The organism is Pannonibacter phragmitetus DSM 14782, assembly GCF_000382365.1.
Taxonomy (GTDB): domain Bacteria; phylum Pseudomonadota; class Alphaproteobacteria; order Rhizobiales; family Stappiaceae; genus Pannonibacter; species Pannonibacter phragmitetus.
In genome coordinates, this window is the sequence record NZ_KB908215.1 from 1 (window position 1) to 24,343 (window position 24,343).

The window sequence follows — 24,343 nt, forward strand, 5'->3', positions numbered from 1 at the left end:
CCACGGATCAGCGCGCCGATGTTGTCGCCTGCCTGGCCCTGGTCCAGAAGCTTGCGGAACATCTCAACGCCGGTCACGGTCGTCTTCTTGGTGTCGCGGATGCCGACGATCTCGACTTCCTCACCCACCTTCACGATGCCGCGCTCGACACGGCCGGTCACCACTGTGCCACGGCCGGAGATCGAGAACACGTCTTCGATCGGCATCAGGAACGGCATGTCGATCGGACGGTCCGGCGTCGGGATGTACGCGTCAACGGCGTCCATCAGAGCGCGGATGGCGTCACGGCCGATGTTGGCATCGCGGTTTTCAACCGCTGCCAGAGCCGAGCCCTTGACGATCGGAATGTCGTCGCCCGGGAAGTCATACGAGGAGAGCAGCTCGCGCAGCTCCATCTCGACGAGATCCAGAAGCTCTTCGTCGTCGACCTGGTCGACCTTGTTCATGAACACCACCAGAGCCGGCACGCCGACCTGACGGGCGAGCAGGATGTGCTCGCGGGTCTGCGGCATCGGGCCGTCAGCGGCCGAGCACACCAGGATCGCGCCGTCCATCTGGGCGGCACCGGTGATCATGTTCTTGACGTAGTCGGCGTGACCCGGGCAGTCAACGTGAGCGTAGTGACGGTTTGCCGTCTCATACTCAACGTGTGCCGTCGAGATCGTGATGCCGCGCGCCTTTTCTTCCGGCGCTGCGTCGATCTGGTCATAGGCCTTGGCAACCGCGCCGCCGGTCTCAGCCAGCGTCATCGTGATCGCCGCGGTCAGCGTCGTCTTGCCGTGGTCAACGTGGCCGATCGTGCCAATGTTCACGTGCGGCTTCGTGCGCTCAAACTTTTCCTTCGCCATCGGCGTCGCTCTCTATCTGTTACGCAGTTAGTCGTCAGGTTCGAGGCGGGACGCTTTCCGGCGGCACCGGCAGCCATCTCAGGCGCCGCGGCCAATACGAATTGCTTCCCGTTCTTTCCAGGACCCTGAGCGAGCGAAGCCCGCACCGGTCAATCTGATCGGCACCCAGTGATGGAGCGGGTGAAGGGAATCGAACCCTCGTCATCAGCTTGGAAGGCTGCTGCTCTACCATTGAGCTACACCCGCTGACCCGGACTTCGGGAGACGATGGTGGAGGAGGTTGGATTCGAACCAACGTAGGCTTAGCCAACGGATTTACAGTCCGTCCCCTTTAGCCACTCGGGCACTCCTCCATTCCGTCGAGCCTCTGTCCGAAGCAGTCAGGATGGCTTCACAGACCGCCCCGTCCAACCGGCCGGGGTGTCCTGTGGCGCGTGTTATGCAGATAGGGTTCCCTGCTGTCAACGCCGATTTGGATTTCTTTCAAGAAAATTCGCCGTCAGCCGATTTTCCGCTTCGCCGGTTCTGCGGGGCAGCTCCCGCCGCACTAGGGTTTCCCTGCCCTTCCAGCGGTTTCATGAAGTTTTGCACAGGCTTGGCCGGATATGCGCCGTCTTTGCTGCATTGCGGCGCCTGTCTCCCGGCCGCCTGTGGATGAAGCCTTCAGCCTGTCACTGCCCGAGAATCTGCAAGCGCAATCGGCCGTGTCAGCCGCCTCCCTCTTCCCCCTCCTGCATATAGAGAGTAGGAGAGCGGCATGAGCGAACATTCTTCCGGCCCGCAGCGCGGGCGCCCCTTCACCAGCAAGGCCCGTCCCGGCAAGGGACAGGGCTTCATCAAGCCAGCCCCGCGCCGCCCCGGCCTGCCGCCGGAGGGTCCTGTGCTGCTTTACGGCCTGCACACCGTGGAAGCCGCCTTCCGCAACCGGGACCGCCGCCGCATCCGTCTCTATGCAACGGAGAATGCGGTGAACCGGCTCGAGGAGCGCGGCGTCAAGATTGATGTGCCCGTTGATATCCAGATGCCCCGCGCGCTCGACCGCATGGTCACACGCGATGCCGTGCATCAGGGCATGATTCTGGAAGCCGATCCCCTGCCCGCCTATGGGGTGAAGGAACTAAAGGGCGCAAGACTGGTGCTGGCGCTCGATCAGGTGACCGATCCGCATAATGTCGGCGCCATCCTGCGCTCTGCCGTGGCGCTTGCCGCCGATGCCGTTGTCACCACCGAGCGCCACGCGCCGGAGGAAGGTTCTGTGCTGGCCAAATCCGCGTCCGGCGCGCTGGACATGATCCGGCACGTGCGGGTGAAGAACCTCGCCAAATTTCTGGAAGAGATGGGTGAGCAGGGCTTCTTCCGCGTCGCCCTCGACAGCGACGGCCCGGCGACACTGGAAGAAACCACCTTCGGCAGCAAGACCGTGCTGGTGCTGGGCTCTGAGGGCAAGGGCGTGCGCCCCGGCGTGCGCGCCGCCTGCGACACCACGGCCCGTCTCGATATGCCGGGCGAAATCCGCTCGCTCAACGTGTCCAATGCCGCCGTTCTGTCACTCTATCTGGCCCGGAGCAAGATGGGGCTTTGATCGTCTTGCGCGGGAGGCTCTCCCGCGCAAACATTCTGTAGCTGATCTTATGCGGCCTGCTGATGGGCCGCGCTGCGCCTGTGCAGGAGGCCGGCCAGCCGGTCCGCCTCCAGCAGCACCCGGTTTGCCGGGCCGCCCTCGCACAGGATCATCGCATCGATCAGCGCCGGATGCACCGGGTCGGCCAGCGCGGCACGGACCATGGCCAGCACCCTGCCCTCCTGATCCGACAGGCTTGTGCGGCAGCAGGGGCAGCCCGGATCCCGGAAGCGGAACGTGGTCTGGCGCACGGCGCGGATGGCCCGCATCAATCGCATCACCCCCACCGCAACTTCCCCGCCCAGACTTGCGCCAAACCCGGCCTGCGCCGTCAGCAGCGCCTGCTCCCAGGCCTGACTCTGCGGCCGGGCATAGGACAGGCAGATCAGCCGCAGCACCTGCACCACCGTCTGCTCGTCGGGCGAAAGCACACTGACCGCCCCGCCCGGACAGGAAGAGGCCTGCGGGTGCGCGTCTGCGGTCTTGCGGGGCTCGGTGCTCATGGTGCTTTCTGCCTTGTCACGCGTCAGCCTTCACGGCACGCGGTGTTTGTTTCCGGTGAAATGACCCGGCCTCAGGCGCCGGTCACGGCCTCGAAGCCCTCGAAGCGCGGCGGACCGGCGTAGAGGTCCTTGTTGGAACCGGCATTGCGATGCGCCTCGCGGAACTGCTCGGACTTGGTCCAGGCCAGAAAATCCTCACGGCTTTCCCAGACCGTGTGGGACGCATAGAGCGTGATGCCCTCATCCTCATCAGCCGCCCCTTTGAGCAGATGAAAGGTCCTGAAGCCCTTCATCTCGTCGAGGCGCGAATCCCGGCCCTTCCACACGGCCTCGAAAGCCTCTTCCTGACCAGCCTTCACCTTGAAGCGGTTCATTGCCACAAACATGCATCTCTCCCTGCGCAGCCGCCCGGACAGTCTTTTGCGGGCGGCACAAAATACCTGAGTAGATAATTCATATTTACAGGCAGGCCGCAGGTCAAGCCCCGGTCCTGCGGCCCGCCGCCGCGCAAGACGGTTTCGCCGGTGGAGAACCTGCCAGCCTCTTGGCAAGGCGGGCCGGTCATGCTAGATCGCATGTAATGTTATTACATTATAAGAGCACCACTCCAGACCCACACGAGCGAACCATGACCAAACGCCTTCCCGTCACCGTGCTGTCCGGTTTTCTGGGCGCCGGAAAGACCACGCTTCTCAACCACATCCTCTCCAACCGCGAAGGCCTTCGCGTTGCTGTCATTGTCAATGATATGAGTGAGGTGAACATTGACGCCGCCCTCGTGCGCGATGGCGGGGCGAACCTGTCGCGCACCGAGGAAACCCTCGTCGAGATGACCAACGGCTGCATCTGCTGCACCCTGCGCGATGACCTGCTGGTGGAAGTGCGGCGTCTGGCAGAGGCTGGCCGCTTCGACTATCTCCTGATTGAATCGACCGGCATTGCCGAGCCGCTGCCCGTTGCCTCCACCTTCGAGTTCCGCGACGAGAACGGCGAGAGCCTGTCCGACATCGCCCGGCTCGATACCATGGTGACGGTGGTGGATGCGGCGAGCCTGCTCAACCATTTCGGCTCGCTTAGCCTGCTGGATGATCTGGGCGAGTCCCTTGGCGAGGACGACACCCGCACCCTGATCGACCTTCTGGTGGACCAGATGGAATTTGCCGATGTCATCGTGCTCAACAAGGTGTCGAGCGCTACACCGGAGGCGCTGGAGGCTGCCCGCAAGATCATCCGCTCGCTCAACAGCGAGGCGCGCGTGATCGAGGTGGACCATGGCCAGGTGCTGCTTTCGGATGTGCTGGGCACCGGACGCTTCGACTTCGAGCGCGCCCACACCCACCCGCTCTGGTACAAGGAGCTGAACGGCTTTTCCGATCACGTGCCGGAGACGGAGGAATATGGCATCCGCTCCTTCGTCTACCGCGCCCGCCAGCCTTTTGATCCGGAAAAGCTGCAGGCCTTCATCAACCGCAGCTGGCCCGGCGTCGTGCGCGCCAAGGGCTTCTTCTGGCTGGCGACCCGGCCGGACTTCGTCGGTGAACTGAGCATGGCCGGAGCACAGGTGCGCACCGAAAAGCGCGGTCTGTGGTGGTCCGCCGTGCCCAAGACCCACTGGCCGGACCATCCGGACTGGCACGACGCCATGGCGCCCTACATGGACGCCGTGTGGGGCGACCGGCGGCAGGAACTGGTGTTCATCGGCACGGACCCGATGGATGAGGAAGCGCTGCGCCGCGACCTCTCCGCCTGCCTCGTGCCCGCATCGTCCTTTGCCCCGGCCAGCTGGCGCAATCTCAAGGACCCCTTCCCCGCCTGGGGCCGCGCGGCAGCCTGACATCATCTCCGGCGGGGCCACATTCCACCCCGCCGGGTATTCCTCTTCTTTCCGGCCATTCCTCATCAGTGGAAAAATTGCATCAAGGCGGATGCACATCCGCCAAACCCATGCTAAAAGCCGCGAAAGATGCCGGTATAGCTCAGCAGGTAGAGCACCTGATTTGTAATCAGGGGGTCACGGGTTCGAACCCTGTTGCCGGCACCATATTTTTCAAGCACTTAGCGCCATTCCAACTCATACCCCGACAGCCAATATAAGCAATATATAAACACTGCGCGGCCTTTCCCTCTCCCTTCACGCTGATTCTCTCTTTTCTCTATTTCAATAAAGAAAGGCCGTCATCGTCGTCATGGCCGTCATTTCCGTTTGATTTCAAACGCTTAGTAATTGACAGGCGTTGTCATCGGTCGTCATTCGGTCGTCATCGCGCCGCGCACAAAACAGCCCAGCGCCTCGCTCATGAGTTGCAACTTTAGCGCCGATGACAGAATAAGCCGTTGGTTTCTTTAGAAGTTTAGGCTTTGTGTTTAGTGTGAGGCTGGCGGCGGCTCGGGGTCTTTCCGCCCGTGGGAGCCTCAGGGCTTTGTACGGTCCCTAAGACCGGGGGGCCTTACTAAAGCCTCCTCCCCCTGCCGGTCAGCTGCGGCAGCGTGCTGCAATGAGTGGAAGGGGGCGCGGGAGAAGGGATGGACGCAGAAAAGAAAACCCGCCCCAGGCAGGGACGGGAACAACGGGAAGTCAGCGCAGTGGGGCGACGACTAGACGCCCAGCGCCCGGTAGACGCTGGCCCGGCCAATGCCAAGACGGGCGGCAATCTCAGTAGCGCCCACTCCTTCAGCAGCCAGTGCTTTGACAGCTTGTGCATCTACGGACGGCTTGCGCCCCTTGTAGACGCCTGCGGCCTTAGCCTTGGCAATGCCTTCCATCTGCCGTTCCCGGCGAAGGCTTGTCTCGAACTCAGCGAACACACCCAGCATGTCAAAGAAGGCCTTGCCTGCTGCGGTGCTGGTGTCGATGGGCTGTTCAGTTGCCTTCAGCGCAACACCACGGGCCTTCAGCTGCTTGGCAATGTCCTGCAGGTCTGCGATGGACCGGGCCAAGCGGTCAACACGGGTGACCATGAGCGTGTCCCCCGGCCTCAGGAAGGCAAGCAACGTGTCCAGTTCCTGCCGCCCTTCGCGGGAAGTACCGGACGCCTTCTCTTCCCGCACAATCTCACAGCCTGCCGCCCTCAGGGCCTCAACCTGAATGGTCAAGTCCTGATCCTGTGTGCTCACACGGGCATATCCATAAACGGCCATCCTGATCACCTCTGTCTCAATAGGGTCTAGACCATGGATGGATACCGTCTCATAATTTCCAAGTCAACCCTATTGAGGCAGCCCTAACGTCTCACAGTTCTGCCTCTCAGGGGTATACCCAACTGAGACATAGGCGTTACAGCCATGATATGAGAATCGTTCGGCTTCCCGCCGCCCGTCGCTTCTCAACCGCTATGCCCTTGGCCCGCAGAAGCGGGGCGGCACGAGCCACGGCATCGCCCAGCGTATTCGGCTTGAGCGGCAGGAACTTTCCTCCCGTGGCATCTTCCGCGCCCAGCCGCGTCAGGGCAGCAAGCAAAGCCGTTGCCGTCCCCTCCCAACGCCCGGTCGGGTGTTCCTCCCGCATCAGGCGCTCAATCGCCACGGCCACAGGGTCACCTTCAAAAACGGCTTCGGCCGTTTCTCGCCTGTTCGCTTCGTACGCGGCCATAAACTCGCCAGCCATCCAGCCCAAGCCCGGTTCCGCAGCCGCCATCAGCCGGGCGAAGTCTGCCATGCGCGGCGCACGTTCCAGCTTGGTTGCATCGTACCGCCGGACAGCCGCCGCGACCGCATCGAGCAACGCCCCGATAATGCCAGGGCGCACGGCCTCCCACGCCGCCCAGAAATCATCTTCAGACTGCCGGGCGGTTTCATCAATCCTCAGAAGGCGCACAGTTAGCGACCGGTCCGCCATATCGGCCCGCCCGGTAAGCGAGGGTATACCGTTGACGAGTACCGGCCGCGATCCGGCAAACCAGAACGGTTCAGCATCGGAGTGCAGCTTACGCGTCAGAAAGCCACTGCCAGTGGACAGACGGCAGACGGAATCCGAAAACCAGTTCTCGACCTTGGAGAGGTTGTCAAAGGACAAAACGTGCGACGATATCGCCATCGTGAAGAGATCGCGCTCGTCTTTCGGCTGTGCCAGCCCGGAGACTGCCGAAGGGTCTACTAAGCCCCGCAGCAGACGCGCCATTGTCGATTTGCCGGAACCCTGTTCACCACCCAGGGCAAGCACCGGAAACGCACTGCCGCGCCCCCAGAGGGCCGCGACGAGCCAGGCAACGATTAGCCTGAAGTCACCGTCATCAGCGTTGATGAAAACACGCAGTTCCTCAATCAAATGCCCGGCTTCCGGCTCCGGAAGGGCATGCATCGTTTCGCCCCGTAAAAATTTCACAGCAGGACGGGCGACGACTTCCCAGCCACCCGCCGTGATCCGAACCGCCCGCCAGGCGTCGTCGCATAGGTCCAACCAACAGGCTTGCCCGTCCCATGCCGTGCGCAAAAACGTCTTGTGACAGGGGCCGTCCTCGATGGCCCGAACCTGAAGCACTCGCAGCGCGTCGGCCAGCATCTGCCCCGCAGGCGCGTTGCCGGTCGCGCGGTAGAACTGACCAGCTGCCCAGCGCGCAAACGCGGCACTATCGAGCCGCCAATGCTCCAAATGCCCGTTCACTGGCACCGTCGCGAACCCGACCTTCTCCGGCGAATGCCACAGGTCCGCTGCGTCCAGTGACGCAAGGAAGGCATCCCGCTTCGGCGGGTTCTTGCGTTCCCGGCGCTTGCCGCGCCCCCCTTGCTTCGCAGTGTCGGCAAGGCTGTCCGGGGCTGTCTCGGGAGCCGTCTCCGGCGCTGGGCGCATGGCTGCATCAACTGGCGCAAAATCATTCCCCGATGGCGCGGGCGCTACTTCTTTAGCGGCCCGGATGAGATCGAGAACTTTAGCCGGGTTCAACCCTTCTTCTTTAGCGTCTGCTGCGTCCCACCCCTTCGTTACGCCCTGTGGCGGCACGATCACACGAACCGAGATAGCCCCCGCCGCCAGGGCGAGCCGTGCCACTTCGTCGGCGTAGGCTTGGCCCGGCGCGTCGGCGTCCGGCCAGATGACCACCGCCCGCCCAGCCAAGGGCGACCAGTCAGACTTCGCTGCCGCCTTGCCGCCGCCGCTAGATGTGGTGGCTACATGGTCCGGCAACAACGCTGCTGCCGCGTCTGCTGCCTTCTCACCTTCCGTCACGATGACGAGCGAAGCAGGGCGCTGGGCGAGCCGGTCAAGGCCGTATAGCGGCCGGTTTTCGGGGATTGCCGCCCAACGCCAGCCCTCGCGCCCAGATGCATTCCGGCACCATGTCAGGGGGAGGACATCCTTTCCGCCGTCCGGCTTTTCGAACCGGGCCACGAGGGCGAGAACCGCGCCCGCTGAATCGCGGTACGTCCAAACGGCGGACGGCCTGCCTTTCGTGGGGTGCTCCTTTGGCGGATTCGGCGCGCTGGGCGGCACAGGCAGCACCGGAAGCCAGGCAGGAACCGACGCCGGAGCCACAGGAGCCGGGGCCGGGCTGGCGCCGCCGGAGATCGGGGCGAAGGGGTCAATCGTCATAGGCATTCACCCCCAGCATACCAGCCACCTTTTCCGCCGCTTCCGGCTGTTTCAGGTCGAAGAGGAACGCCGCGAGGGCGACAAGATCGCGCCCGCCATCACCTGTCGCAAAGTCGGCCCACTTTCCTGTCGTGAGGTTCACTTTCAACGAGCCGTGCCGCTTGTCGCCCCGTTTTGGGTTCCGGGCCACCCACTCGACGCCCTCGCGCCGTCCGTCCGGGAGCCATCGGCTAACAATTCCCGGCGCGGCAGCCAGCGCCGCGCTCGCCACCCGTTCGAAGTTGATGCGGCGGCGCCTCATGCTTCGTCGCCTTCTCTGGCGAAAAATGCAGGCGCAGTAACTTCAGTGAGCCCCTGCGCAAGTCGTCCTCTTTCCTCGCCCGGAAGATCGAGGCCCAGAGCTGTCGTGAGGATTCTTTCCGCCCACCAGCCCCCCTCCACGCCGGAGACAAGGCCCAGGAGCGACAACACATCGCGCCCATGGGCCCGCACCCTGGCTCCGCCGAGATCGAACCGGCCAACCCAACGCCCGCCCCGCAGAACTGAAAACCGTACCCCCGCACGGGCATTGTTGTAGAAGAATGACCCTTCCGAAGATTCCCCACGCGGAAACAGCGCCTCAAGCAGTTCGCGCATCAAAGGGTGCAATGCCGCGCCGGGCGGCGACTTCGACAAAGCCCAGAGGGCCTCAGGGCGCAAACCGGCCACCACAGGCAGCAGAGTCCCTGTGTGCAGGTCGAAGAAATCCCGCAAAGCCGCACGGCTCAAGCCCGAGACGCGGAAGCCCGTAAAAGCCTCCAGCAGCTCCGCCGCATAGAGGCCGCCGGAGCTGCCAGCGAGCGAAGCGAGCAGCCCCAGCAGCCCGCCACTATGCTGGAGAGAACGCCCGCCCGCTTCCTCCGCTGGCATCCAAAACCAGCTGCCGGGTGCTGAAATCTCGACGCGCCCCAAACCATCGCAGTTAAACTCAATCAGCTGGACGCGCCAGGGCGAGCGGCTGCACTTCCGCACGTCCAGCGCAACAGCAATTAGCGACCTCATGAGAGGCGCAAAATGCCGTTCCGCCGGATGCAACCGGGCAAGAAGATTCACCACTGAGAGCGGCGCAAAACTGCGTTGAGCGGCCTTGACAGAGGAAAATTCCGCGCCTTCACGCGGCATCAGCCGGTACTGACCGGGCCGCATTTTGATCGCGTAGGCGCTGCTGCACCCCGCCACGCGCCAGCCCTCCCCGGCCCCGTGGCGATGGCTGCTGCCGCACCACGGGCAAGGCGCAGTCACCAGCCCCTTGCCAACTTTCACGGCCTCAAGCTCAACGCCGGAGAAGCCCAGGAACCGGGCAAAGTCTTCAAACTCGGCAGCACTCATGGCCGAACCTCCGTGCGCTGGGCATCGGCGGCGGACGTCGATCCAAAAGTCTGCGAGGCGCAGAAATCAAGCAAATCGGCCCGGCGGTATCGGACCAGCCGGCCAACTTTCACGAACGCGGGGCCAGCACCGCGCACCCGCCATGCCTGCAACGCCCGATGGCTTATCTTGAGAAAGTCAGCCGCCCCGCGCTCCGTCAGAAGAGCTTCAGGGTCAAATCGTTGTTCATGTTCCATGGACCTTCATCCCGATCTAGGCCAACCGCACAATTGCGACGGCGCGCGATGAAGGTGCGGGCACGGCATTCATTCCGCACCCCTTTTAGTCCATGAAAGCCGCACACACTTTTAAAGGCGGGCCGGACTAAAGAACCGGAGCCAGCTGCTCTTTTAAAAGGTTGCGCATCCAATAAAATATGGGATCATCATAAGATAATGAAGTATCACCGGGATTATTTTTCTCGCTCTCGCCCAATTCATAATTAAATCCATCAAAATGACCAGCAACCTCCCCTATCAAATGCTTAACGTCAGAATGACCATTTGACGTTCCCGGTTTTTGTCTCTCTGGAAATTCAAGAGCGACATCCCAATCCCCCCAAAAAACCCGCTCCGCCGTAAGTAAAAAATCATGAAATCCTCCATGGTATGTTTCGGTTGGCTTCTCACCTGTCAAAAAGTAATAAATACCGCCTGCAAAGCCAGCAAAAGCCCTGCGCCTGACGGCGGAAGGCCGTCCCTTCGCATTTATAAGCGATTTCCATTCGACAGAACTTCGCAAAAGAACGCCCGAAAAATCCTTTATTTTACTTATTTTATTAAGGTCAAAAGCGCCGTATATTCCACCCTCAACAATTCCATGCATGTATCTATTTGAGCCCTCTGCGCCATATCTTCTCTGATCATCAGCCACCTCACTAATTCCACTACGCAAGAACAAATTATGTAATATCTCAAAACTATCTGAAGCTTTTTCAGTTAAGTTGATAATTTCTTCAAGTACAGATGAAATTATCTTTGGGTCCATCCGCCTGCAATCTCTGTAAATTTCATCAACAGAAGATCCACACGCAAATAACGCCCACCTACTCCACCAATATGGACAATCAACACCAAGGGAAAGCAGGCGCGACCGCAAGCCTTCTCCGCCTTTTGCCAGAAGTTGCTCTAACCAATCATCAAGACCAATTTCCGAAGCGGGGCCGCAAGGCTTTACATACGGCTTCCAAGCGTCAGGCATTGGAAAATAATAATATTGGTCCTCAGCGCTATATTCGGGACCATATCCATTGAATGGAATGGCATTCCCATATAGACGCTTCCATAGATGATAAGACCTAAACTCTTCAGAGTACTGAACTTCAGGCGTTTTTCTAGTTTCTGGACAAAAAACATAGGCATCTTTTTTACCAGAGTTCCACGCATCCAACCTCCGCCTTACCGCTTCTTCACATGCATAACTGCTGAAATCGCGTTTAAGCCTTTCAAACAACTGAGCCATAATCAAACCTTCTCACAAATCAGGAAGAACGGGCGCAGGGCACCAGGTCAACCCCGTCAACCGTCAACCGGTGGCGTCAACCCCGTCAACCGCGTCAACCCAACATTTCAGGCGGGGTGTCTGGCCCTTTTTCGGGGTCTTTCCGCCCGTGGCGCGGCTTTGCGGTCATACGGTCCCTGAAAGGGGTGGGGGCTGGCGTCGGCAGGGCAGACCATCACCCCTCGACCGCATCCCGCCGCAGCCGCACCCCAACACCTCCGGCTGCATCGGCTGCTAGGAACTCGACCCCGGCGGCTTCAAGGGCGCGCCTCACGGCTTCGACATTGGCAGCCGTGCTCCGCCCCGGCCCAACATTCTCCATTCGCTTGATCGTCGGCAGAGACAGGGCCGTCAGCTCAGCGAGCCCGGCTTGGGACAGACCAAGCAAAGCCCGCGCTGCGCGCATCTGCGCTTCATTGAACATTTTTAATCCCTTTTATATCATATGATCTTTTTAGATTGACGCAAAAAGCGCCAAATGATACTAAATAGATAACACATTCAAGAGGCTTTCGCCATGACTTTCAACCGCTCTGAACTCTTCCGCGCTGCATGGGCAGACGCCCGCGAAGTTCACGCAAATTTCAAGCGTAACGCCCGAGTCTTCGGCCCTGCGCCGTCCTTGCAGTCCTGCTTCAGCAAGGCTCTGCGGGAGGCATGGGCGACAGCCAAGGCCGCAGCCGCCAAGGCCAAGGCCAAGCAGGCAGCACGGGCAGCCGTTGCGGCCCTGCCAGCCGCAGAGCGGGCACGCCTTGCCGCCGCCGCACAGGACGCCTTGGCCCGGCTCGTTTTTTCAGACGCGCCCATGGCAGCGATCGCCAGCCGCCGCGCTGCCCTCAACGCCCAGCTTGCTGCCTTCAACTGAACGGAGATCGACCCCATGCAGATGCTAAACACTTGCCCGGTGACGGCCCTTGGCCTTGAAGCAGCAAACCTGAGCGCCCTTTACGATAGACTTGATGAGGCCGGACAGCTCGCCCGGCCAGAGGCCCGCGACGGGGCAGCCGGGCTACTCGACGCGATTACCGCAATCGAAAACCTTGCCTCTCACCGCATCCCGCAAAGCTTCGCGGGGGCCTATTTCAAGGTTCTGCTGATCGTCGCGGACCTGAACGACCTGACCAACTGGCCGGACAGAACCGGCCCAGAGCGGGCGGAGCTTGACCGCCGCCTGAAGCGAAACATCCGCCACTTGCTCGACTTCCTCAGGCCCCATGCCGGGCCAGAAGTCGCCCTTTTCGACCGCGACGAAGAGCACATCCAGCGCCACTCACAGAACCCCGACGAGCTGCGGCAGCTTCTCGCTTCGCAATAAAGGATCGCGCCATGACACAGCATAAAGACCAGCTCTCAGAACTGATCGCCGTTTATCGTGCGGGGATCGAAGACACGATTGAAATTCTCATCACGCTGCTTGACCGGCTCGACGGTGACAGCGATTTTGAGGTTGAGCCGGAAGAGGACAGCGGCATCTTCTGCGACCTCTGAAACGTCGAAGCTGACGCCATGGGTAGTGCCAGGGCAAACGGGGAACTCAGATGATACGTTACGTCGCCTTTTTACATCAGGACGAGGGCCCCGGCTACGGCATCTCATTCCCGGATTTTCCCGGCTGCATCAGCGCGGGCGATACGCTTGACGAGGCCATTCAAATGGGCACCGAAGCGCTGGGCTTCCATACCGAAGTCATGCGTGAATACGGCGAAGTGATTCCGGCTCCCCGTGACCTTGACGCCATTCTGGCAGACGAGAGCCTTGCCGAATGGCGCGAAGGCGCGACCTTTACCCATGTGCCCCTCATCATGGACAAGGGCGCGTAACGCGCCTAGCGCTCCCCCCCCCACCACCTGAAGGCCTGCTATCCCTGTTCCGGCTCCCGTCTTGGGCGCCGGTTCCTTTTTGCGGCAGCCAGTTCAATGACCTCAGCCGGCGCTTTTTCCCCCTTCAATCCGGCCTCGATCCGCGCCCCAACTGCATCCGAAAGAACCCGGATAGGGTCCGCATCGGGGCTTACGTATCTGTTGGTCATTGTCAGGTTGGAATGCCGCAGAAGGTGGGAGATCAGGAACGCATTGCTTCCCGCTTGTCCGGCGAAAGTTCCGACCGTATGCCGCAGGTCATGCAGGCGCACATCCTCAAGCCCGGCGTGAGCGCGGATGCGCTGCCACGCGTTTTCGACCACCTCTTTCGAAACATGGCGCTTAGGGTCGGCATCACGGGGCAGCACCCACTGCCCGCGCCGGGGCAGCCCGGCCAAGACAGCCAAGGCACCAGCGCCAACCGGATGCGCCCGCCGCCCGCCACCCTTGCGAGCTGGGAAAGCCACTGTCCCGGCTTCCGCGTCAACGTGGTTCCATTTCAGCTCAAGCACCTCTGACAACCTCGCGCCCGTCAGCAAGAGTAACCGGATAGCCGCGATGCCGGGAGCGCTCACGGCGGCACGCCGGGCGTCGGTGCCCTTGGCAAGATGCTTCAGCGCGGCGCCTTCGGCTTTGACCTTCCAGGGCAAACCCTTGGCTTCCGCCTCATCCAGCGCCGCCCCCAGCCGCGCCAGCTCATTCATGTTCAGAAAACGCTCACGTTGGGTTTCAGCGTAGCGCTTGACCAGCCGTGTCGGGTTAGAGTTTTCGGGACGGATGCCCCAAGTTTCCGCCAAATTGAATGCCTTGGACAGGATCGCGAGGGCAAGGTTCGCCTGTCGCGGCGTGTCCGCCAAGGCCCGGTGCAGCTTGACCACATCCGCACGGCCAAAGCTTGTCAGTTTGATCTTGCCGACTCGGGGCTTCAGAACCTTCTCGACCACCCGCGTTGCGTGAACGAGCGTGGTAGCAGCGTTGTGCACCTCGACATGCTCGGCGAGGTACTTGTCCAGCAAGTCGGCAACGGTTTCCGCCGCCCGCAGTGCCTGCCGCTCTGCCGCCGGATCACGGCCCATCCGGACCTCACCCAGCTTTGCAGCCGCCAGCTTGCGCGCCTGATCGGGCGCAAGCTCACCGTGGCGGCCTATCACCATACGCCGCGTCCGTCCCGCCTCTGTCCGGTAGGCCAAAACATAGGATTTCACCCCCGCCGGGGTTATCTGCAAGCCAAAGCCTTTGAGGGCGTCATCCCACAGAAAGCTAAGCTTTTCCTGAGGCTTGGCGGCATCAACGACACGTTTCGTTAGGTTCGGCATCTCAGTTCCCGGCCTTCCTGCCCCATGACGGCCATGACAACCCCTGTAAAAACAGTGACGACCTTAAGCCATTGTAAAACAACAATAATGACGACCATGACGGCAATGACGATCTTTCCCATATACTACACATGCTCTAAGTCGCACGTCGCGCTGAGCCATGCCGCCAGGCAGAACACCCCGCCCACTGCTTCCGCGCCATATAAGCACCATATAAGCAGATGGTGTCAAATTGCATCGCACGGCATCGCAAGCCACTCATACTAACTATTTGATTTTTCGTAATTCGTCGCAGTTGAACGCATTAAGTGATACATAAGAAATGAGATTTGTAATCAGGGGGTCACGGGTTCGAACCCTGTTGCCGGCACCATATTTTTCAATCACTTAAGCCAAAACAGACCAGAACACAGCGGGAACATATGCGACCTGTGCGACCAGAAAAAGTCGCACGTGCGACTTTATGTTCCTGAGCCGTTCATGCAGAAGGCTTAGTGCGTCACTTCCAAAGCTGAGCGGTTGGCTCTGAACAACGCAGAATTGACAGTCTCCTGCATGAGTGCACACTGAGGCACCTCATGCGGAAAGATGAAGCTATGGCCGATGATCAGGTTCCAGGGAACGTCATTCATTACGCAAAGCAGCTTATGGAAATAAGGTCAAAACCAAGAAAGCAGTGGGAACAGCAAAAAACCTTCTGCATAATTGCTGCTGCTGCGTTTTTGCTCAGCCTATTCTTTCCAAACTACAAAGATCAAACGCATCCGGAATTCATCAAAGGCGCGGCATTGGCGGTGCTCATGATTACTGGGTATTTTTGGTATGTATGGAAAGGAGAAGAAGACAGGAAGGCAGAAAAAATACTTAGTATCGAAGAAATAATCAAAGAAAAAGGCTACAAGGTTGACATGTTCACAGGCTATATTTCAAAACTATGATCAGTCAACAGACAGGCTCAAGACGGTCAACTCGCCTGCCATCGAACTGATCGAAGATGTTAGGCGCCCTCTTTGATTTTAGACTTTTATCTTGAAACTGATTTTCTGGCTCAATTTCCATGAGCGAACACACATCAACAAGGCAATGCATTGTTTTTCCTGTCCACCTGTCATGAACATATAAGCCCCAATTACCTGAGACTATATAATCATACCGGAAGAACTGAAATAACAGGGCTCCACTCAGCCATAGTGACACCAGAATGAGCGAAAGCAGAATCTTGGTCGCCATGCTACAGCCTTTTGCCTGAAATCAATGTCGCTGCACGGAGCAGGAAGAACGTCCCCAACTAGGTTCCCTCTTCTCTTTCGTCATGGTCGGGCTTGTCCCGACCATCTACAAACTATTGACTTTTATAGATCCTCGGCACAAGGCCGAGGATGACGACGGTGAGGCCGAAGGTTTGTCAGCAATCAGCAATATGACGGCAGCTCCCGGGGAGTGGGAGCTGCCGCTTCGCACGCGGACTGGTCGATGGGGAACTCAGCCGTTGCGGTAGGTGTAGCTGTAGCCGTTGATGGCCGGGGCGCCGCCAAGGTGGGCGTAGAGAACCTTGGAACCGGCGGGAATCTTGCCCTTGCGGATGAGGTCGATCATGCCCTGCATGGACTTGCCCTCATAGACCGGGTCGGTGATCATCGCTTCCGTGCGGGCGGCCATACGGATGGCTTCGTTGGTCTCTGCGCTCGGCACGCCATAGGCCGGATAGGCGTAGTCCTCAACGATGACGATTTCGTCCTCGCGCACCGGTCGGCCCAGTTCCACCAGATCAGCGGTACGGTCGACGATCTCGCGCACCTGGGAGCGGGTCTGCTCCGGCGTGCCGGAGGCATCGATGCCGATCACCCGGTCGGCGCGGCCATCGGCAGCGAAGCCGACGATCATGCCGGCCTGGGTGGAGCCGGTGACGACGCAGACGATGATATAGTCGAAGCGGATGCCCATTTCGGCTTCCTGTGCCCGCACTTCCTCGGCAAAGCGCACATAACCAAGGCCGCCATAGGGGTGGACGGAGGCACCGGCCGGAATGCCGTAGGGCTTGCCGCCGGCGTCCTTGACGGACTGCAGCGCGTCTTCCCAGCTCTTGCGGATGCCGATGTCGAAGCCGTCATCGACGATGCGGCTGTCTGCGCCCATCAGGCGGGTGAGAAGAATGTTGCCGACGCGGTCATAGACGGCATCTTCATGCGGCACCCAGCTTTCCTGCACCACCACGCACTTGAGGCCGAGCTTGGCAGCGGTTGCCGCGACCATGCGGGTGTGATTCGACTGCACGCCGCCGATGGACACGAGCGTATCTGCCCCCGAGGCCAGAACGTCCGGCACGATATATTCCAGCTTGCGCAGCTTGTTGCCGCCGAAGGCAAGGCCGGAGTTGCAGTCGTCACGCTTGGCGTAGATCTCCACGGCACCGCCCAGCTCCGCCGACAGGCGGTCCAGCTTTTCGATCGGGGTCGGGCCGAAGGTCAGGGGGTAACGTTCGAATTTGTCCAGTTTCAGCATTGCCTGCTCCACTCTTGAAAGGTGGCGGAACGCTAGCAGGAAGGATATGAAAGGTGCTTGCAATCTTTGGCCTTCAATGATCGCTTGATTGCAGATATAGAGCTTTCAGATAACGATTATTCCGGATTTTATCTCTTCAATGAAAGAGTCTTTCACCCCTGAATCCCTCGACCGGATCGACCGCAAGATCCTGCATCTGCTGCAGCAGGACGGGCGCATGTCGAACGCGGATATTGCCGCAGCGGTCAATGTCAGTCCGGCCACCTGCCACCGGCGCATCCGGCGGCTGTTTGACGAGGGATATGTGCGGGACGTGCGGGCGGTGATCGATCCGCAGAAGGTCAGCCGGGGCGCGCTGGTCATGGTTGGGGTAGAGCTGGACCGCTCGACGCCGGAGAGTTTTGCCGCCTTCGAGGAGGCCATCCGCAAGCTGCCTGTCGTGCTCGACTGCCACCTGGTGGCGGGGGACTTCGATTTCTTCCTGAAGATCCGCGTCCGCGACATGGCCGATTTCAACCGCCTGCATGCGGAGCAGCTGATCGCCCTGCCCGGCGTGCGGCAGACCCGGACCTTCTTTGTCATCAAGGAAGTGGTCGACAATGCCCGGCTTGATTTTTGACCCCGCATCAACGCCTGGGGGACTTCCCCATTCCGGCAATCGCGCCTTGCAGCGGCGGGCAATCTGGCGGATGAATGGCGGGCGGCGCGGAGCCGCAGCAGACGCAGCACCCGAGTTTCAGAGCCAATGACCCAGAGAGAAATCCGCCCCGGCCGCATAGCGCTGGTTGCCAGCGACACGGAGGAAGCCCATCAGGCCCTCGTTTCGCTGACGGCGCTTTATGGCAATGCCACACCGGGCGAGGCGGATGTGATCGTCGCTCTCGGCGGCGATGGCCTGATGCTGCAGACGCTGCACCGCTTCATGAATTCCGGCATTCCGATCTATGGCATGAACCGGGGTTCCGTCGGCTTCCTGATGAACGAGTACAGGGAAGACGGCCTGCTGGAGCGGTTGTCGGCCGCGGATGTGACGACGATCCACCCGCTCTACATGCAGGCGATCGATCAGGCCGGCGTGCAGTACAGCGCCCGCGCCATCAACGAGGTCTCCCTGCTGCGCCAGACCTATCAGGCGGCCAAGCTGCGCATTTCCGTTGATGGGCGCGAAAGGCTGGAAGAACTGATCTGTGACGGCTGCCTGGTGGCAACCCCTGCGGGCAGCACCGCCTACAATCTGTCTGCCCATGGCCCCATCCTGCCGATCTCGGCCCCGCTGCTGGCGCTGACGCCGATCAGCGCCTTCCGCCCCCGCCGCTGGCGCGGCGCGCTGGTGCCCAATCACGCGGTGGTGGAAATCGAGGTGATGGAGAGCGCCAAGCGCCCGGTCAGCGCTGCAGCCGATCACACGGAAATCCGCAATGTGGCGAAGGTGAGCGTGCGCGAGGACAAGAGCTCCGCCTGCCTGATCATGTCCGACGCAGGCCATGGCTGGGACGAGCGAATCTTAAGTGAAATGTTCCGCTATTGACGTTACGCGGGCATCAGCGGAATCTTCCGGTATTGGCGGCAGGGCAAGGACACCGATCATGATCAGCGACGAGGATCTTCAGGGCAGCGGCGTGGAGTTCGTCAAGCCGCCAACGGACCTGCGCAAGAAGGTGCGGGTGATGAGCCAGCGTGAGGCGGCCAAGTTCGATCCTGTCAAGGCGGCGGAAGCGGCGCTGGAACGGCTATCCGTCCAGTTCGACGGCTGGATGCACCGGGAGACCGAGCAGCTGTTTGCCGACTGGAGCGCCATCGAGGCAGAGGGGCTGAACGGGACGACCCTCGCGCAGCTTTACAACACCACCCACAATGTGAAGGGACAGGCGCAGACGCTGGGCTATCCACTGGCCGGAGCCGTCGCCGCCAGCCTCTGCCATCTGATCGAGGCCGTGAACGGACCGGAGCACCTGCCGCTGACACTTCTGCGCCAGCATGTGGACGCGATCCGCGCCATCGTCGCCGAAGAAGCCCGCGACGAGGCGAACCCGACCGGCGCAGCGCTTCTGCATAAACTGCAGGAAGTGACGCAGGACTATATCGAACGCACGGTGCCTGTCAGGGACTGAGCCTGCCCCACAGGTTCTGCCCTCACGCGGCGGCCAGAAGTTCCGTGTTCACCAGCAGCCGCGCTTCCTCACGGGCCGCTTCCAGGACCAGCACCCGCATCAGGGCGAAGACATCTTCCACCCCGCCCCTGACAGCCATCCCCTCAAGCCCGGCGCTGACTTCTTCCATCACCGCGCGGGTCGTGGCCGGCGGCTGATCCTGCAGGAAGCTGCAGTCTGCCGCCCGGTAGGCCTCCACCATCAGCTGAAACACCGCGACCGTGCGCTGGGGCAGACCGGCGGCCATGAGCAGGGAACGCAGGGCTCCGGCCCGTCCGGTGGCCAGCAGATCCGCCACCCGTGCCTGCGGCTGGCCGCAGAGGGCGGAAAGGCAGGCGGACAGAACCCGCAGCCGGCCCATGCCGGCGGCCCGCAGCATCAGCCGTGCCGTCAGCTGACCGCGCGCGCGCAGATGCTCGACGAGACCACCCAGTTCCGCATCCGTGGCACCGGCTGCCAGCACGACGGTTGCGCGCTCGCGGGCCTCTTCAAGATAGGTCTCTGCGCTTTCGGGAAGCGCCTCGCCGGCAAGCACCAGCGCCTGCGCCTTGAGGCCATCGGTCAAGGCCGTCAGCAGGGTGTGGCGGATGGTCAGAGGCAGGCCCGGCCGGGCCAGCAGACGGCTGCGCACGGCAGCATCATCGGCAAAGCGTTCGGCAAGGCGGGAGAGGCTGAAGGAGACGATCACCGCATCGGGGTTGTCGAGCAACACGGCGCAGGCCTCCGGCCCTGCCACTTCTGCCAGCGCAGCTGCGACAGGAGCAGACAGGTTCTGGCGCCGGGCAATGGCGCATTGCACGGCGTCAGAGCCTTCGGCGGCCAGATCGATCAGATCACAATCGGGCACCAGCGGCGAAAATTCGAGGATCGGGGCGGCAACCAGCGCCGTGTCACGGGCCAGAGCCAGCACCACCGGGCGCGGCGCATCGTCCCGGCGGGCGAACACATCCGCAAGGGCAAAGCGGACTTCAGGTGCCGGATCATCCAGCAGATAGGTCAATGCAGCCTGACAATCGCCCCGCTCTGCCTCGCTCATCGGCGAATGCAGGAAGGCGCGTGCAAGCGCAGCGGTGGCCTCGGCACGCTCAGCAGGCGCCGCCGTACCGGCCCAAGACAGAAACTGACGAATGATCATGACGCGTGACCCGAACACACAATGCACCTCAACAAGGTGCAAATCACAGTGCCACGCAAAGGCTTAACGTTCGGTTCACCATAAATGGGGCACGGACCCGGCCGCGCCTTGTGCCGCCTGCGCCTCGTCAGGCTGGCGGCAGCAGATCGCGCTTCACGCCAAGCGGCGCATAGTTGAGGAAGCCTGTGAGATCCAGAGGCCCTTCCTGCGTCTGCGCAATCGCCCCTTCCCCGCCCGCAAGCTGGGCAACCACACGGGTGCCACCAACGGCGCGCGAGAAGACGTGATCGTCCTTCACCCCGGCAAAGGCCGCCAGATAGCTGCCGGACATGGTGGCCGTGCGCGAGCCTGCATCATCGCGGAACAGGGCCTCGAAGGGCGCACTGGTTTCCGCAGCCCGGAAAGCGCTGTCCACCCGTGCTCCCACCGGATCTCCCGAGCCCGCCTCTTCGGCAAAGCCGGTGAGGATGCGGCTCTTCGGCAAGTCATCCGTCCCCTGCCCAGCGGCAGACGCCACCATCACGGCGGCGGACCCATCGTGCTTGCTGACGAGCACGTCGTACACCTGCGCCAGTGTCCGGGGAGATCCGGCGCCATCATAGAAAATGGCCCGGTTTGCCTTGGCCTGCGCCGGGAACATCTGGGCGGCAGAACTCTCCGGGCTCACCTGCGCGGAATTGATCAGCCGCGAGGCCCCCTGCGCGCCAAGGAAATGGGCGATGTAAAGCTCACCCTGGTTCGGATCCCGGCCAAGGCGATTGGAGAGAAACTCCGCATTCTTGCGGGTGAATTCGCCTGCCATGCGGGAGGAAATTTCCGGATCCTTGCGCAGATCCAGAATCTCCTGGCGCATATCGGGATCGCTGACCCGGTACTTGCCGGTGGCCGTCTTTTCGATCTGGTCAGCGTAGGACTGCAGGCCGTGCCTGCCGCCGCTGTCCTTGACGGTTTCAAGCCAGGTCTGCTCGACAAACTGGAACAGACCGGTCGCGCTGGAGGTCTTCGACTGCGCTGCGGGCTGGAACGAGGATTCCCGCGCAGCCGTCTTCAGCAGGTAGTCGAAGGACGTTCCCGTCGTTGTGCTTGCGGTCTGAAAGGCTTGCTCGATCCGCGACGCGATCGAGGTGGAGTCTGCAACACGCATGAACCCGTCTCCCCGATGTAAAGATTACCACACGGTTAACATCCGGCCCAAATGGTTAACAAAAAGTTAACACACACCCAAAGCCGGTTAACGAGAGCCATTTTCAACGGGAAAGCAGGCGAGAGCCCTGAGAAATATACCGATAAATCACCGGAAGAACCCGGATCGCAGAGCCTGAGGCTCCCGCGATCCGGCAAAAGCGACTCACCCTTTGGGGCGGGTGAGCTCAAAAACGTCACGGGTAACGTCATAATCCTTGTAACCAAGGCGGGAAAGCAGCTCCAGCCGCACGGGCACGACGCGGCCATTCTCAATGATGCTGTCATCGATATGAACGCCGACCACCTGCCCCAGAACCATGTAGTTCTGGACCGCATTGCCATCGAGGTCCTTCAGTTGCTGGATCTGCAGCATCCGGCACTCAAGCGCCGCCTTGGCCCGCTTCACGCGCGGCACCCTGACCAGATTGGAAGGCGCCATCTCGAGGCCCGCCAGCTCGAATTCGGACACATCGGGACCAACGGGTGCAGAAGACGCATTCATTTCATCGCGCAGATCATGGCTGACGATATTGCAGACGAATTCACCCGTCGCCTCGATGTTGCGCACGCTGTCCTTCCAGCCGGAGGAGGAGAACATGACGATCGGCGGTGTATCAGCCACCGCGTTGAAGAAGCTGTAGGGGGCAAGGTTCGCCGTGCCCTCTGCACTCAGCGACGAGATCCAGCCGATGGGCCGCGGCGCAACAAGGGCCTTGAAGGGGTTGAAGGCCAGCCCGTGGGCATTGGAAACGGTGTCATAGAACAACGGCTTACTCCCCGGCCCAGTGGCTGACGATGCTGGCAAGCTCCGGGCGCGGACGCTCGAACGGCGCCTGCGTGGGTGTGCCGATGTGGATGAAGCCGGCAAACCGCTCGCCCTCGGCAGCACCCAGATAGCGCGCTGCCTCGTCATCGAAACTGTACCACTCGCTGATCCACTGCGCGCCGAAACCGGCTGCCGTGGCTGCCGTCAGAATATTCATGCAGGCCGCACCGGCCGAGAGCTCCTGCTCCCACACCGGGATCTTCGGATGAACGGCAGCGCGGCTCAGCACGCCGATCACGACAGCCGAGCGGATGAAGCGGTTCAGCTCCTGCGTTTTCTGAGCTTCGGACAGCGGCCCGTTGCGGCTTTCGGCCAGCGCGGCCAGATGCGCGCCGATTCTGCTGCGTGCCTCCCCCGCGTAGATGATGAAACGCCATGGTGCGAGCTTGCCGTGGTCCGGCACCCGCGCACCAATGGTGAGGATCTTTTCCAAGGTTTCCGCATCCGGGCCCGGCTCGGACAGGGTGATGGCCAGATGCGACCGGCGGGTCAGCAAAAAGTCGGTAACATGCGGATGCGGCTTGGCAAATTCGCTCATTGGAGCCTCTGAAGCGGTGGGGTAAAATCCTGGCGAAAGTGGTAAGCTTTTGGCCTCACTTGTCAACCAGGCTTGCATGCGACTTGAATTCGCCCGATTTTCCGGGCCATTAACACTATGGAAACGGATGTGGCGGCCCATGGCGGCGGAATCCGGTGAGCATTGAGTGGCCTTTGCCGGGTCTGACAGCAGATCCGCGGCGAGTGGCAGAAGGCCGGCGCAGGAAAAATGATGACGGGAAACAACCGCAGCGCAGGACTGACACGTGCTTTCAGACGCGCTCTGACCGCAGCCCTTATGGCTCTTTTTGTCATGCAGACGGCGGCGGTTGCCCAGGAGGCAACGGCCGTTCCTGCGGACCAGCAGCCTCCCTCTCTGGATGCCGGCACGGCTTTCTCGGCTCCGCTCTCTCCGCCCACCCCTCTGGGCAAGCCGCACGCTCCGGGCGCCGCCGAGGGCAGCTCGCCGGACCCCTCCGAGGTTGAGGGCGCCACGGCAGCGGCGCCGCTTCTTTCGCCTGATGATCCCGCCAGCCGCTTCAACGACACGCTCGTGCCCTATGCCCCGTCGAATACGCTGACGGACGGCACCCAGTCCGGCCTCGAAAAAGGCGCGGTCTATCTGGTGGCACGGCTGACGGAAGGCGCAGCCCAGATTTCGGACGGACTGGTCTGGCGGGTCTATGGTGAAACCCCGAATGCCAGCGGCGAACTGGAACTGGTGGCAACGGCCATGGGCGGGGATGCGGAGTTCCGGCTCGATCCGGGCGCCTATCTCATCCACATCTCCTATGGATATGCAGGCTCCACAAACCGGCTTGTCGTCGGCCGTGGCGTCTATTCCAAGACGGTGGTGCTCAATGCGGGGGGCGTGAAGCTGAATGCAGCCCTTGGTCCGGATGATCCACTGCCGGCAGATGACCTGCGGTTCGACATTCTGGGCATGAATTTCAACGCCATCGGCGAGCGCGAAGTCATCGTGTCCGGCGTAAAGCCGGAGGCCATCGTGCGCCTCAATGCGGGCACTTACCATGTGGTCAGCCGCTATGGCGATGTGAACGCCATCGTGCGGGCGGATATCTCCGTGGAAGCGGGTAAGCTGACGTCGGCGACGCTCTTCCAGAATGCGGCCAGTGTTACGCTCAAGCTCGTCAACGATCCGGGCGGCGAGGCGATTGCCAACACGGCCTGGACCATTCTCACCCCCGGCGGTGACACGGTGGTGGAAGGCAACGGCGCCTTCCCCTCCTTCGTGCTCGCGGCAGGCGAGTATGAGGTGGTCGCCCGGAACAATGGCGTCAATTACAGCCGCAATTTCATGGTCGTCTCCGGTGAGAACGAGGAAGTCGAGGTGCTGGCCCGCACGGAAACCTCCAACGTCAGCCAGCTTCCGCAGAACTGACAGGCGCACTTCGACACATATGAAAAGA

Annotated in this window: 27 protein-coding genes and 3 tRNA genes; 12 read left to right on the forward strand and 18 right to left on the reverse strand. The window is 61.4% G+C overall.

Annotated features, from left to right (window positions below; translation table 11 throughout):
* The 3 genes from tuf to H163_RS0100015 all read right to left on the reverse strand — a co-directional run.
* The coding region (gene tuf / locus H163_RS0100005; protein WP_019962480.1) for an elongation factor Tu at window positions 1-848 on the reverse strand (848 nt) is incomplete at its 3' end.
* 172 nt (window positions 849-1,020) lie between these two features.
* Window positions 1,021-1,094, reverse strand: a tRNA-Gly gene (locus tag H163_RS0100010).
* 22 nt (window positions 1,095-1,116) lie between these two features.
* A tRNA-Tyr gene (locus H163_RS0100015) sits at window positions 1,117-1,201 on the reverse strand.
* A 404-nt stretch (window positions 1,202-1,605) separates the two neighbouring features.
* Between H163_RS0100015 and H163_RS0100020 the strand changes: the two genes are divergently transcribed.
* Window positions 1,606-2,430 carry a TrmH family RNA methyltransferase gene (locus H163_RS0100020; RefSeq protein ID WP_019962481.1) on the forward strand — a complete coding sequence of 275 codons (825 nt, stop codon included), beginning with the start codon at window positions 1,606-1,608 and terminating at the stop codon, window positions 2,428-2,430.
* Window positions 2,431-2,477: 47 nt separating this feature from the next.
* Here the strand turns inward: H163_RS0100020 and H163_RS24200 are convergent, their stop codons facing one another.
* Together H163_RS24200 and hmuQ are read right to left on the reverse strand one after the other, a co-directional pair.
* On the reverse strand, window positions 2,478-2,972 hold the full coding sequence (locus H163_RS24200; RefSeq protein WP_019962482.1) for a hypothetical protein: 495 nt from the start codon (window positions 2,970-2,972) through the stop codon (window positions 2,478-2,480).
* A gap of 71 nt (window positions 2,973-3,043) precedes the next feature.
* Window positions 3,044-3,358 carry a heme-degrading protein HmuQ gene (gene hmuQ, locus H163_RS0100030; RefSeq protein ID WP_019962483.1) on the reverse strand — a complete coding sequence of 105 codons (315 nt, stop codon included), beginning with the start codon at window positions 3,356-3,358 and terminating at the stop codon, window positions 3,044-3,046.
* Window positions 3,359-3,600: 242 nt separating this feature from the next.
* Here hmuQ and H163_RS0100035 point away from each other — a divergent pair, with 242 nt between their 5' ends.
* Window positions 3,601-4,806: a GTP-binding protein gene (locus H163_RS0100035; protein WP_019962484.1), complete on the forward strand. Its 1,206-nt coding sequence runs from the start codon at window positions 3,601-3,603 to the stop codon at window positions 4,804-4,806.
* A gap of 131 nt (window positions 4,807-4,937) precedes the next feature.
* Window positions 4,938-5,013 (forward strand) — tRNA-Thr (locus H163_RS0100040).
* A 554-nt stretch (window positions 5,014-5,567) separates the two neighbouring features.
* Here the strand turns inward: H163_RS0100040 and H163_RS0100045 are convergent.
* From H163_RS0100045 to H163_RS0100080, 7 genes are all read right to left on the reverse strand, one after another.
* Complete coding sequence (locus H163_RS0100045; protein WP_019962485.1) at window positions 5,568-6,110, reverse strand: recombinase family protein; 543 nt, start codon at window positions 6,108-6,110, stop codon at window positions 5,568-5,570.
* Window positions 6,111-6,246: 136 nt separating this feature from the next.
* On the reverse strand, window positions 6,247-8,496 hold the full coding sequence (locus tag H163_RS24650) for a hypothetical protein (RefSeq protein ID WP_019962486.1): 2,250 nt from the start codon (window positions 8,494-8,496) through the stop codon (window positions 6,247-6,249).
* The gene (locus tag H163_RS0100055) at window positions 8,486-8,797 is read right to left on the reverse strand and encodes a hypothetical protein (protein WP_019962487.1); all 312 of its coding nucleotides are present in this window, start codon (window positions 8,795-8,797) and stop codon (window positions 8,486-8,488) included. Before H163_RS0100055 ends, H163_RS24650 begins: the two co-directional genes overlap by 11 nt.
* On the reverse strand, window positions 8,794-9,864 hold the full coding sequence (locus tag H163_RS0100060) for a hypothetical protein (protein WP_019962488.1): 1,071 nt from the start codon (window positions 9,862-9,864) through the stop codon (window positions 8,794-8,796). The genes H163_RS0100055 and H163_RS0100060 overlap by 4 nt, the downstream gene beginning before the upstream one ends.
* On the reverse strand, window positions 9,861-10,100 hold the full coding sequence (locus H163_RS0100065; protein ID WP_026355274.1) for a helix-turn-helix transcriptional regulator: 240 nt from the start codon (window positions 10,098-10,100) through the stop codon (window positions 9,861-9,863). The genes H163_RS0100060 and H163_RS0100065 overlap by 4 nt, the downstream gene beginning before the upstream one ends.
* A 127-nt stretch (window positions 10,101-10,227) precedes the next feature.
* Complete coding sequence (locus tag H163_RS24210) at window positions 10,228-11,364, reverse strand: hypothetical protein (protein WP_147290405.1); 1,137 nt, start codon at window positions 11,362-11,364, stop codon at window positions 10,228-10,230.
* Window positions 11,365-11,578: 214 nt separating this feature from the next.
* A complete protein-coding gene (locus H163_RS0100080; protein WP_019962492.1) occupies window positions 11,579-11,827 on the reverse strand; it encodes a helix-turn-helix domain-containing protein in 249 nt (82 codons plus the stop codon).
* Window positions 11,828-11,920: 93 nt separating this feature from the next.
* Between H163_RS0100080 and H163_RS0100085 the strand changes: the two genes are divergently transcribed.
* Genes H163_RS0100085 through H163_RS21825 form a run of 4 tightly spaced genes read left to right on the forward strand, consistent with a single transcriptional unit; the run spans window position 11,921 to window position 13,223 of the window.
* Window positions 11,921-12,268, forward strand: a complete 348-nt coding sequence (locus H163_RS0100085; RefSeq protein WP_019962493.1) for a hypothetical protein — start codon at window positions 11,921-11,923, stop codon at window positions 12,266-12,268.
* 15 nt (window positions 12,269-12,283) lie between these two features.
* On the forward strand, window positions 12,284-12,718 hold the full coding sequence (locus H163_RS21820; protein ID WP_019962494.1) for a hypothetical protein: 435 nt from the start codon (window positions 12,284-12,286) through the stop codon (window positions 12,716-12,718).
* A gap of 11 nt (window positions 12,719-12,729) precedes the next feature.
* A complete protein-coding gene (locus H163_RS24215) occupies window positions 12,730-12,891 on the forward strand; it encodes a hypothetical protein (protein WP_019962495.1) in 162 nt (53 codons plus the stop codon).
* A gap of 50 nt (window positions 12,892-12,941) precedes the next feature.
* A complete protein-coding gene (locus H163_RS21825) occupies window positions 12,942-13,223 on the forward strand; it encodes a type II toxin-antitoxin system HicB family antitoxin (RefSeq protein WP_019962496.1) in 282 nt (93 codons plus the stop codon).
* A 38-nt stretch (window positions 13,224-13,261) separates the two neighbouring features.
* Here the strand turns inward: H163_RS21825 and H163_RS0100105 are convergent, their stop codons facing one another.
* Window positions 13,262-14,578, reverse strand: a complete 1,317-nt coding sequence (locus H163_RS0100105) for a tyrosine-type recombinase/integrase (RefSeq protein WP_019962497.1) — start codon at window positions 14,576-14,578, stop codon at window positions 13,262-13,264.
* Window positions 14,579-15,174: 596 nt separating this feature from the next.
* Between H163_RS0100105 and H163_RS0100115 the strand changes: the two genes are divergently transcribed.
* A complete protein-coding gene (locus tag H163_RS0100115; protein WP_115336416.1) occupies window positions 15,175-15,516 on the forward strand; it encodes a hypothetical protein in 342 nt (113 codons plus the stop codon).
* 544 nt (window positions 15,517-16,060) lie between these two features.
* Here the strand turns inward: H163_RS0100115 and H163_RS0100125 are convergent.
* Window positions 16,061-17,080 (reverse strand): 1-aminocyclopropane-1-carboxylate deaminase, encoded by a 1,020-nt coding sequence (locus H163_RS0100125; RefSeq protein WP_019962500.1) that lies wholly within the window; start codon window positions 17,078-17,080, stop codon window positions 16,061-16,063.
* Window positions 17,081-17,219: 139 nt separating this feature from the next.
* On the opposite strand from H163_RS0100125, the gene H163_RS0100130 reads away from it, so the two are divergent.
* The 3 genes from H163_RS0100130 (at window position 17,220) to H163_RS0100140 (ending at window position 19,191) form a co-directional block, all read left to right on the forward strand.
* Window positions 17,220-17,699 (forward strand): Lrp/AsnC family transcriptional regulator, encoded by a 480-nt coding sequence (locus H163_RS0100130; protein ID WP_019962501.1) that lies wholly within the window; start codon window positions 17,220-17,222, stop codon window positions 17,697-17,699.
* Between the two features lie 126 nt (window positions 17,700-17,825).
* Window positions 17,826-18,608, forward strand: coding sequence for an NAD kinase (locus tag H163_RS0100135; RefSeq protein WP_019962502.1), 783 nt, complete (start codon window positions 17,826-17,828; stop codon window positions 18,606-18,608).
* Window positions 18,609-18,666: 58 nt separating this feature from the next.
* Window positions 18,667-19,191, forward strand: a complete 525-nt coding sequence (locus H163_RS0100140) for a hypothetical protein (RefSeq protein WP_019962503.1) — start codon at window positions 18,667-18,669, stop codon at window positions 19,189-19,191.
* Window positions 19,192-19,213: 22 nt separating this feature from the next.
* Here the strand turns inward: H163_RS0100140 and H163_RS0100145 are convergent, their stop codons facing one another.
* The 4 genes from H163_RS0100145 to H163_RS0100160 all read right to left on the reverse strand — a co-directional run bounded on the left by H163_RS0100145 (window position 19,214) and on the right by H163_RS0100160 (window position 22,914).
* The gene (locus H163_RS0100145) at window positions 19,214-20,365 is read right to left on the reverse strand and encodes a DUF2336 domain-containing protein (RefSeq protein WP_019962504.1); all 1,152 of its coding nucleotides are present in this window, start codon (window positions 20,363-20,365) and stop codon (window positions 19,214-19,216) included.
* A gap of 127 nt (window positions 20,366-20,492) precedes the next feature.
* A complete protein-coding gene (locus tag H163_RS0100150; RefSeq protein ID WP_019962505.1) occupies window positions 20,493-21,509 on the reverse strand; it encodes a transglycosylase SLT domain-containing protein in 1,017 nt (338 codons plus the stop codon).
* A gap of 204 nt (window positions 21,510-21,713) precedes the next feature.
* Window positions 21,714-22,316 carry a flavin reductase family protein gene (locus tag H163_RS0100155; protein WP_019962506.1) on the reverse strand — a complete coding sequence of 201 codons (603 nt, stop codon included), beginning with the start codon at window positions 22,314-22,316 and terminating at the stop codon, window positions 21,714-21,716.
* A 4-nt stretch (window positions 22,317-22,320) separates the two neighbouring features.
* Complete coding sequence (locus H163_RS0100160; protein WP_019962507.1) at window positions 22,321-22,914, reverse strand: nitroreductase family protein; 594 nt, start codon at window positions 22,912-22,914, stop codon at window positions 22,321-22,323.
* 297 nt (window positions 22,915-23,211) lie between these two features.
* On the opposite strand from H163_RS0100160, the gene H163_RS0100165 reads away from it, so the two are divergent.
* On the forward strand, window positions 23,212-24,315 hold the full coding sequence (locus tag H163_RS0100165; protein WP_019962508.1) for a hypothetical protein: 1,104 nt from the start codon (window positions 23,212-23,214) through the stop codon (window positions 24,313-24,315).
* Window positions 24,316-24,343: the final 28 nt, after the last annotated feature.